Source organism: Polaromonas sp. P1_E3, assembly GCF_056405935.1.
The window spans coordinates 1-3,370 of sequence record NZ_JBFUBD010000301.1; the positions used below are offsets into that span (position 1 = coordinate 1).

At 59.6% G+C, this 3,370-nt stretch carries 5 protein-coding genes; 1 reads left to right on the forward strand and 4 read right to left on the reverse strand.

The genetic code is table 11. From position 1 onward, the window contains the following. The 4 genes from AC1D0Z_RS18170 to AC1D0Z_RS18185 all read right to left on the reverse strand — a co-directional run. On the reverse strand, window positions 1–58 hold a 58-nt coding region (locus tag AC1D0Z_RS18170), incomplete at its 3' end, for a Trm112 family protein (protein ID WP_477659603.1). Then, the gene (gene lpxK, locus AC1D0Z_RS18175) at window positions 39–1,109 is read right to left on the reverse strand and encodes a tetraacyldisaccharide 4'-kinase (protein ID WP_477659599.1); all 1,071 of its coding nucleotides are present in this window, start codon (window positions 1,107–1,109) and stop codon (window positions 39–41) included. The genes lpxK and AC1D0Z_RS18170, both read right to left, overlap by 20 nt. Before the next feature lie 22 nt (window positions 1,110–1,131). Beyond that, on the reverse strand, window positions 1,132–1,560 hold the full coding sequence (locus AC1D0Z_RS18180) for an ExbD/TolR family protein (protein ID WP_477659600.1): 429 nt from the start codon (window positions 1,558–1,560) through the stop codon (window positions 1,132–1,134). Beyond that, window positions 1,557–2,195, reverse strand: a complete 639-nt coding sequence (locus tag AC1D0Z_RS18185) for a MotA/TolQ/ExbB proton channel family protein (RefSeq protein ID WP_477659601.1) — start codon at window positions 2,193–2,195, stop codon at window positions 1,557–1,559. Before AC1D0Z_RS18185 ends, AC1D0Z_RS18180 begins: the two co-directional genes overlap by 4 nt. A 341-nt stretch (window positions 2,196–2,536) precedes the next feature. On the opposite strand from AC1D0Z_RS18185, the gene xseA reads away from it, so the two are divergent. Next, the coding region (gene xseA, locus AC1D0Z_RS18190; protein ID WP_477659602.1) for an exodeoxyribonuclease VII large subunit at window positions 2,537–3,370 on the forward strand (834 nt) is incomplete at its 3' end.

Genomic DNA, 3,370 nt, shown 5'->3' on the forward strand with positions numbered 1-3,370 from the left:
AATCGAGCGGGCCTTTGGTCACAGGGCAGACCAGCAGTTCAAGCAGTTTGGTGTCCATGGGCTGATGGTAAAGGAGAAATCAGCGGCGTCAGCCGGGCATCGAATGCGGCGAAGAACGCCGGCTCAGGCGAAAACACCAAAGGCACGGCCAGCACCTGTCTCTGTGATGCGCCGGGCAGGGCGAAAAGCTTGACGGCGTCTTTTTCGGTACACAGCACCACCTGCCCTTGGAGCGCTTTCGCTTCCAGGTCGTGATCGGTGAAGTCGTGGTGGTCGGGCAGGGCCGTGGTAGCCTGCAGCGTCAGACCGGTTTCCTTCAACATCCGGAAAAATGCTTCAGGGTTGGCTATGCCCGCAAGTGCCGCCAGAGGCCGACCGCGAAGGCTCGCCAGCGAGACCGGCTCGCCCCGGGCCGGATAGGCCTCGCTACCGAGTTGCCGGGTGGAAACAAACCCTTCGAATGCCGGTTTTTGCCCCGTGTGCAGCACAAACCTTGACCCAGATTTTTTACGTGGTGGCCAAGGCTCACGCAAAGGCCCTGCCGGCAACAGCCAGCCATTGCCCATACCGCGATCATCGAACACGGCGATCTCTATATCACGCTGCAAGGCATAGTGTTGCAATCCGTCGTCGCATACCACCACAGCTGTCGCCGGATGTGCGGCAAGCAGGGCACGCACCGCGTCTGCGCGCCTGCCGGCGACAAAAACAGGCACACCGGTTGTGCGCCTGATGAGTGCCGGCTCATCGCCCGTGAGATGGACGGGGGCTCCGGGAATAACCTCCAGGCAATCTGTGCCGTGCCGCCCATAACCCCGGGATACCACCCCCACCTGCAACTGCTGGGCCTGCAGGTGTTTTACCAGGGCGATCACCAGCGGTGTTTTTCCGGCGCCGCCCGCGACGACATTTCCAACCACCACCACAGGAACACCAAAGCGTTCAGACCGGAGAATGTTTCGGCGATACAGTGCCCGGCGCAGTTGCACGATCAGGCCGTAAACCTGTGCCATTGGCCAGAGCGCGCATGCAGGCCAGCCGCGCCTGCCCCAGGCTTTCTGCAAAAACTGTTTCACGTGATGACCGCCATATCGCCGCGAAGGCTGCATGGAATGTACAGATGGCCTCTGCTTACCTGGCGCCGGCCATTGCGGCGCTTTGGGTCGCAAATGTGATTTGTGTCAGCCCCTGGCGACGCGCGGCCTCCATGACAGTGATGACGGCCTGATGTGTGGCGTTGGCATCGGCGCTGATGATGATGACGCTTTCCTTGCCGGCCTTGGCTGCGTCCGCCAGCGCAGCACCCAGCGCTTCCATACCACGGCCTTCCACAAGTGTCTTGTTGACCATGTAGCGGCCGTCGCTGCTCACCGCCACAATAACTTCCTTCGGATAGTCGCGTTGCTGTTCGGCGTTGGCTATTGGCAGCTTGACCTGAAGTTCGGTGAATTTGCTGTAAGTAGTGGACAGCATCAGGAAGATCAGTACCACCAGCAGCACATCGATGAAGGGGATCAGGTTGATCTCCGGCTCGTCATGAGGATGAGGACGGAAGTTCATTTTCTAAGGGTATTGAGGTGGCGTACAAAGCGTTCGGCGGCCAGCTCCATCGTCAACAGGTACCCATCGACACGAGCCCGGAAATAACGCCAGAAGATCAGCGAAGGAATGGCCACCATCAGGCCGAAAGCCGTGTTGTAGAGCGCAATTGAAATGCCCTGCGCCAATTGGGCCGGGTTGCCGCCAGCGGCATTCGTCACGCCTCCGCCGCCGGCTTGCGAGCCGAAAATTTCGATCATGCCGATAACCGTACCCAGCAACCCGAGAAGGGGGGCGGCAGACGCAATGGTTGCCAGGGCTGCGAGGTAACGCTCCAGCTTGTGCGCCGCCTTGCGGCCCGCGCCTTCCAGCGTGGAACGCAGGTCGTCCTCGCTGATCCGGGGATTGGTATTCAATGCGCGAAAGCCGCTGGCAAGAACTTCACCAAGCAGTGAGTTTTGTTCGAGTTGCGCCACGACATCCGGTGAGGGCACGGAGGCGCGGGAGACGGTGATGGCTTCGTCAAGCAGTTTGGCGGGGGCGACTTTTCGTGTTTTAAGGCTGGTAAAACGCTCGATAACCAGCGCAAGGGCCAAAACAGAGCAGGCAACCAGGGGCCAAATCGGCCAACCTGCGGCTTGTATGATCGAAAACAATGCACATCTCCAGGCAGTAAGTTGTGGTGGATTATGGCTTACAGAAACTGCCATCTCGTTGCTGCTTGGCCAAGCCTGTGAAATGTTCGCAAACTGCGTCCCGTGTCGGACGTAGCCCACAGAACTTGTGGATAACTTTGTTAGCAAGTAGTGGCGCAGAGGCCTGCAAGCCGCGCCAAATCGCGCATGTGACAAAACGATGAAATTTTGAGCAGAATTAAGTTATTCAAAATCAATGAGTTACACGAAGTTATCGCGATGTCCGCATGAAACCAGGGGTTTGACCCATGAGGGGCGGCGCTCTGTGGAGTATTACACCCGGATTGCCAAGGGGTTTACGCGTGTTTGATGAGTCAACTCCTTCGCAGCGCCTTCAACCGGTCACGCGCGAAGCGGGTATTCGTGTATGGCCGGTCGGCTCGCTGCTGAGGGCTATTTCGGACAGCCTTGAAGCCCGTTTCAACCCCGTCGCAGTGCAAGGGGAACTCAGCGGTTTTTCGCGTGCCGCCAGTGGCCACTGCTACTTTTCCCTCAAGGATGAGCAGGGGCAGGTTCGCTGCGCCATGTTTCGCCGCGCGGCCGCCATGCTCGATTTCTCCCCGCGGGACGGCCAGCTGGTAGAGCTGCGAGGGCGGCTGGGCGTATACGAGCCACGCGGCGAGCTGCAACTGGTAGTGGAGTCCATGCGCCAGGCAGGGCAGGGTAATCTTTTTGAGCAGTTCCTGGTGCTGAAGGCCAAACTCGAGGCAGAGGGACTTTTTGACTCAGGCCGTAAAAGGTCGTTGCCCTTGCTGCCCCGAGCCATTGGCGTGGTGACTTCGCTGGGCGCCGCCGCGTTGCACGACGTCATGAGTGCCCTTCAACGCCGCGTTCCGCACATTCCGGTGATTGTTTATCCGGCGAGCGTCCAGGGCAGCCAGGCCGCAGGCGAATTGCGCGCAGCTTTGCTCAAGGCCTATCAACGGCGATTTCTGGACAGAGTGGATGTTCTGATGGTGGTACGCGGTGGCGGCGCCATGGAAGACCTCTGGGCTTTTAATGATGAGCAGCTCGCCCGCACCCTGGTGGAATCGCCCATGCCGGTGATCAGTGGGGTGGGGCATGAAACCGACTTCACGATCGCCGATTTTTGCGCTGACGTGCGCGCTCCCACGCCAACTGCTGCGGCCGAGCTC